5 protein-coding genes are annotated in these 5,858 nt (G+C 31.0%); 4 read left to right on the top strand and 1 reads right to left on the bottom strand.

Features of this window, described 5'->3' with window-relative positions:
• Positions 1–332 precede the first annotated feature (332 nt).
• The 4 genes from RWL85_RS08250 to RWL85_RS08235 all read left to right on the top strand — a co-directional run bounded on the left by RWL85_RS08250 (position 333) and on the right by RWL85_RS08235 (position 4,662).
• Positions 333–1,844, top strand: coding sequence for an ABC transporter ATP-binding protein (locus RWL85_RS08250; protein ID WP_314087005.1), 1,512 nt, complete (start codon positions 333–335; stop codon positions 1,842–1,844).
• Positions 1,845–1,856: 12 nt separating this feature from the next.
• A complete protein-coding gene (locus RWL85_RS08245; protein WP_314087002.1) occupies positions 1,857–2,921 on the top strand; it encodes an ABC transporter permease in 1,065 nt (354 codons plus the stop codon).
• Complete coding sequence (locus RWL85_RS08240) at positions 2,922–3,842, top strand: ABC transporter permease (RefSeq protein WP_314087001.1); 921 nt, start codon at positions 2,922–2,924, stop codon at positions 3,840–3,842.
• A gap of 109 nt (positions 3,843–3,951) precedes the next feature.
• Positions 3,952–4,662 (top strand): hypothetical protein, encoded by a 711-nt coding sequence (locus RWL85_RS08235; RefSeq protein ID WP_314086999.1) that lies wholly within the window; start codon positions 3,952–3,954, stop codon positions 4,660–4,662.
• A 42-nt stretch (positions 4,663–4,704) separates the two neighbouring features.
• Here RWL85_RS08235 and RWL85_RS08230 read toward each other — a convergent pair whose 3' ends face one another.
• Positions 4,705–5,646 carry a hypothetical protein gene (locus RWL85_RS08230; protein ID WP_314086996.1) on the bottom strand — a complete coding sequence of 314 codons (942 nt, stop codon included), beginning with the start codon at positions 5,644–5,646 and terminating at the stop codon, positions 4,705–4,707.
• Positions 5,647–5,858 lie beyond the last annotated feature (212 nt).

Here is a 5,858-nt window from a genome sequence, read left to right as displayed (position 1 = left end):
CATTAAAAATAGGCTGTTGATTCATGCATTTTTTGCATTTGTCAACAGCCTGAATAAAGACCTAGTGTAAACTAGGTCTTTATTTTTTATAAATTTTTTTGTATTTTGTTATTAGTATTAAAAAATTTGTATAATAATTACTGTGCTATTTGAACAAAAAATAATATGATATTATATAAATATAAAACGAATACACTACAGCTATTAATAAATTTATTCTGTTAAAAAATAATATTAAATATATATAAAAAAATACCTAAAAAAGCTATACTACTTTGATGAAATATATTATAATGTATATATGTAAGAATTTATAAAAGAGAGGTAAAGATATGTACGCTATAGAAATGCTAAACATAACTAAAAAGTTTGGCGACTTCTACGCAAATAAGGATATCACTATTCAAGTAAAGAAAAATGAAGTTCATGCTTTACTTGGTGAAAATGGTGCTGGAAAATCTACGCTAATGTCGGTTCTTTTTGGTATGTACCATCAAGAAGCCGGTGTTATCAAGTTAGATGGTAAGGAAGTTGATATTAAAGATCCTAAGCATGCTAATAAGTTAGGGATAGGTATGGTGCATCAGCACTTTAAACTTATTAAGAATTTTACTGTTGCAGAAAATATCATTCTTGGAATGGAAGAAGTAAAAGGTGGAAAAATTGATTTAGATAGCGCTGCTGAAAAAATCAGTGATTTATCTAAAAAATATGGTTTAGAAGTAGACCCAAGAGCATTGGTTGGGGATATCAGTGTAGGTATGCAACAAAGGGTTGAAATTTTGAAAATGTTATATAGAGATGCTAACATTTTAATTTTTGATGAACCTACTGCAGTTTTAACTCCTGCTGAAATTAAAGAGTTTTTATCAATTCTTAAAAATCTTCAAGCGGAAGGGAAAACTATTTTATTAATTACTCATAAGCTTAACGAAATAATGGCAGTTGCAAATCGATGCAGTATTATTCGTCGTGGTGAATATTTTGGAACTGTTGAGATAGCAGAGACTACTAAAGAGAAATTAGCTAGTCTTATGATTGGTAAAGATTTAGAGATAATTAAATATGAGCGTTCAAGAGACGGTAAGAAAAATATTTTAGAAGTTTCAGGAGTATATGCTGATACTGCAGAGAAAAAAGATATTCTTCATGATTTCAACTTAAATGTACGTGAGCGTGAAATACTAGGTATTGCAGGTGTTGATGGAAATGGTCAACAACAATTTGTGGAAGTACTAAATGCTTTACTTAAAGAAACAAAAGGGAAAATTATTTTCGATGGAAAAGAAATCAACTCATTATCTACTGCAAAACGTAAAGAGTTAGGGCTTGAAATTATTGCAGAAGATAGACATAAAGATGGTCTTGTATTAGATTTCAGTATCGAGGAAAATGCAGTTTTAGAAAATTATTATACAGAGAAATTCTCTAAACGTGGATTCTTGAAGAAAAATATTATTTCAAAATTTGCGAAAGAAATCTGTGAAAAATATGATGTTCGTAAAGCGGGAGATGAGACAATCTCTGCACGTAGTATGAGTGGTGGTAACCAACAAAAACTTATTATCGGGCGTGCTTTAGAATTAGATCCGAAGTTATTGGTAACAACTCAGCCTACTCGTGGTCTTGATGTTGGAGCTATTAATGGTATTCACAAAATGTTAATCGATTATCGTGATAAAGGGAATGGAGTGCTTTTAATTTCATTTGACTTAGATGAAATTTTAACATTATCTGATAGAATTGCAGTTATTCATAATGGTAATATTATTGATGTTGTGGATAATGATGAAAATGTTACAAAAGAACAACTTGGTCTGCTTATGGCAGGGGTTAAGAAGTAGAGAGGAGAACGTATGTTAAAGAAAGTTTTAACTAATGCGGTGCTACCGATATTAGCTTCATTTATTATTGGAGCAATTCTTATTTCAGCAATAGGGGCAGCACCGGGAGATGTGTTTGGAGTAATTGGGGATATTTTCTCAGATTCAAACAGTATAGCTGAAATTTTTGTATCAACAATTCCGCTTATTTGTACTGGATTGTCTGTTGCATTTGCGTTTAGAACAGGTTTATTCAACATTGGGGCAGAAGGTCAATTCATAATGGGAGGACTTTTTGCAGGACTTGTTGCGATTAAAATGGAAGGAATGAACTTCTATTTAGTGTTAATTACTAGTATTTTAGTAGGGGTTGTAGTAGGTGGTCTTTGGGCTGCAATTGCAGGGTATTTAAAAGCTAGATTTAATATTAGTGAAGTAGTTGTAACAATTATGTTAAACTACACAGCGTTATATTTCGTACAGTTTGCTGTACCTAAATATATTAAAGGAACTAATGATATTATTTCTAAACCAATCGTTTCAGCGGATGGAACAGGATATTTACAAAATAGCTTAATCGAAGGTATTTTCAATAACTACCGTTTAGGGACTGATTTATTCTTAGCAATTTTTAGTGTTATTATTTTCTATGTTATCATGGAAAAAACAGTATTCGGTTATGAATTACGTTCTGTAGGATTTAATTCTAGTGCATCAAAATTCGTAGGTATGAAAGTCAACAGAAATACAGTGTTATCTATGGCTATTTCAGGGGCTTTTGCTGGTCTAGGTGGTGCTCTTTATAACATGGGACCTGTAGGACAAGTAGTAGCAGGTTCAACATTCCAAGGTTATGGATACATGGGTATTGCAGTTGCTTTAATCGGAGCTAATACTGCTGTTGGATCATTATTAGGAGCTTTACTATTTGGATTCCTAGGTGTACTAACTCCACAATTATCATTCATCGGTATTCCTAAAGATATTGCAAATATTTTAATCGGATTAATCGTGTTATTCGTTGCAGCTAAAGCTATCTTCGATAATAAGCTGCTTGACAAATTATTCAGTAGTAAGAAACAGAAAGGAGATAAATAGATGGATACAGTATTATCACTATTAGACTCAATGTTACAATATACTGCACCAATTCTTATAGCTGCCATTGGTGGTTTCTATTCAGAGAAAAGTGGGGTTGTTAACATTGCCCTTGATGGTTTCGTAATCTTCGGATCATTTATCGCATCATTATTAGCTTTATCAGTATTCGGTGGAGCACCAACAGTGCCTGAATTAATAATTTGTTTAATCGTTGCTACATTGTGTGGTGGTTTAATGTCGTTGATTCACGCGTTTATTAGTATTAATTTGAAAGCTGACCAAGTTATCTCGGGTACAGCTATCAACTTAATTACACCAGCTATAGCATTATTCTTAGTTAACCACTTTAATGGTACATATGAATTGTTATTAGCAAGTGGTTTCCCAAGGTACACGGTATTTGGTAAATTTACTGTTTATCCAACAGTATTAATTGCTATAGTATTAGTGGTTGTAACATATTATGTAATCTATAAACGTCCATTTGGATTACGTTTACGTTCTGTAGGGGAAAATCCTCAGGCGAGTGATTCACTTGGATTAAACGTATTTAAATATCGTTATATTGGGGTGTTTATTTCAGGATGTTTAGCAGGATTAGCGGGAGCTATTATTGCTACTACATTCTCACAAGGGTTTAATGCAGCGATCACAGTATACGGATTCGGATATTTAGCATTAGCAGCATTAATCTTTGGTAAATATAATCCAATTACAATTACTTTAGCTTCGTTATTCTTTGGAGGAACTAAGGTATTTGCTGAGAAAGTTTCTATCTTAGCACCAGATTTACCGATTCCTGTATCTTTCTGGAATATGTTCCCATTCGTAGCTACAATCATTGCACTTATCGTATTTTCTAAGAAAACTGCTACTCCAGAAGCACTTGGTATTCCATACGATAAAGGTTTAAGATAATATAAAAGATGTATAAGGTAGTCTTTGAAATATCTGAGTTTCAAAGGCTACTTTTTTTGTTGAAAAAATATGGTATAATATAGATAAGTAAATAAAAGGAGATGGACATATGAATAAGAAGTTATTAGTTTTACTTGCAGCGGGAGCGTTAGTTCTGACAGGTTGTACTGGAAATGAAAGTACAAAATCTTCAGAGCAAAAAAATAAATCAGAACAAAATGATAGCAAAAAAGATGATAATGGATTTAAATCAAAAGAAAATGTAGAGATAAAACATGATTTAGCAGCGGCTGAAAAATTAGCGCATTTAGTAGCTATTTCAGGTAATGATCTAAAAAGATTAAATGAACAAACTAACTTACTAGCTTGGATTACTCAAGATAAATCTACAAAATTTAAGTCACCAGCAGGAATACCATTGGTTAAGGTTTCTATCCAGGATTTTGTTGATGTAGTTAATGAATTTTCAGATAAAACATATTCTAAAGAAGAAGCATTAGAACTATTACAAAGTCCAGCTTTTAACGAAATAAATGGTAAATCTACTGCAGCTAGTACATTCCCTAAGGATAGCGAGATACATTATTATAAAGAAGATAACGTGCTTGTATTCGTATCTGTAGAAAGAGGACATAATTATCCACAGGAATTAGATAAAAAAGAAAACTGGAAAACAGAAGGGGACAGCATAAGTATTAATGTACTTGATTCTATGACGAAAACTAAAATTTCAACAATAATATTAAAACTGAATAATAAAAATTATACAGGTGGACACAGTAAGTCTAAATATTATGTTGCAGAAGTGAAGAGTGTATAGAAATAAACACCTCAATCTAAATTTGATTGAGGTATTTTTGTATTATTTGGCACGGATTTTAGCCATTTCATTTCTATATGATTCATTTTTTTCGTTAAAGAAACCACTGCTAGCTCCAGCTCCTACATAGATATTAGAACCGAATTTTGTCCAGTCTTTAACATAGTTTGCTTTATTTGGTAGTCCATTAGGATATACATGTACGGTTTGCCCACCGTTACCGAACATAGGATTATCTCCTCTGCGACTAAATGAATACATTATAGCTGGTTGAGAAGGGGTTCCAAGATTCTTTGTATCTGTAATTTTACTAATATACCATTTTCCAGACCATTTAGCAGGAACATCAACGATAAAGTATTCATTTTCGTAATGAGTGGGAGTCATATTAACAGGTTGTTCACCTATATCATCAGATGAACTCTTAGTTTTTTCTTTCTTTTTCTCGTCAGTTTCTTTCTTTAATTCACTAATACGATCTTCATATTTTTTTAAAAGTTTTTCTACTTCAGATTTTTTCTCTTGAGCTTGTTGTTCTGTTTCGAAAGTAATATCTTGTTCTTTTCCAATAGTTTTTATTAAATTATCTAATTTTGATTTTTTATCAGTAATTCTACTTTCATCAGAAGTATTATTAATATCAGTTATATTATTTTCTTTTATAGTATTGTCATAATCATTATGGAAGTATGTTCTCATATTGTTTATGCTGTTTTTAAATTCATCTTGCACCTTAGAAACTTTGTATGAGTCTAAATTATATTTTGACTGTTCATCAAGTGTATCTTTAAGCAAGTTAAATTTCTTATTTCTATCATTTTCATCATTAAATTTTTTTGTTAGTTCATGCAATGCTGTTAATTTTTCAGCAGAAATAATTTCTGCTTGTTTCTTTTGATAAAAATTGTATCCAAAGAAACAAATAACAAGAACAACGATAATCGAAATAATTGAAATTATATTTTTATTATTTCCTTTATTCATAAAATTCTCCTTATTAATTTATTACTTTATAAATTATAGAACACTACTAATAATTAGTCAATATTTATAAAATTTAGTAAAGGAAAAGTGACTGCTCAGAAAATTAATATGTAAAATAAGACCCCGCCGAAATATTTTGGTGGGGTTTTTGGTGGGGAATGTAAATGTCAATATAAAAATGTACAAAAGTGACAAAATAAAAATGTACAATT

The sequence above is a fragment of the uncultured Gemella sp. genome, assembly GCF_963515875.1.
Classification (GTDB): Bacteria; Bacillota; Bacilli; order Staphylococcales; family Gemellaceae; genus Gemella.
This window is presented reverse-complemented; position numbering and strand designations above follow the sequence as displayed.

What these genes read in the sequence shown, in the direction of transcription:
- RWL85_RS08250 (WP_314087005.1), top strand. Translation starts at nt 333, where the DNA reads ATGTACGCTATAGAAATGCTAAACATAACTAAAAAGTTTGGCGACTTC.
- RWL85_RS08245 (WP_314087002.1), top strand. Translation starts at nt 1,857, where the DNA reads ATGTTAAAGAAAGTTTTAACTAATGCGGTGCTACCGATATTAGCTTCA.
- RWL85_RS08240 (WP_314087001.1), top strand. Translation starts at nt 2,922, where the DNA reads ATGGATACAGTATTATCACTATTAGACTCAATGTTACAATATACTGCA.
- RWL85_RS08235 (WP_314086999.1), top strand. Translation starts at nt 3,952, where the DNA reads ATGAATAAGAAGTTATTAGTTTTACTTGCAGCGGGAGCGTTAGTTCTG.
- RWL85_RS08230 (WP_314086996.1), bottom strand. Translation starts at nt 5,646, where the DNA reads ATGAATAAAGGAAATAATAAAAATATAATTTCAATTATTTCGATTATC.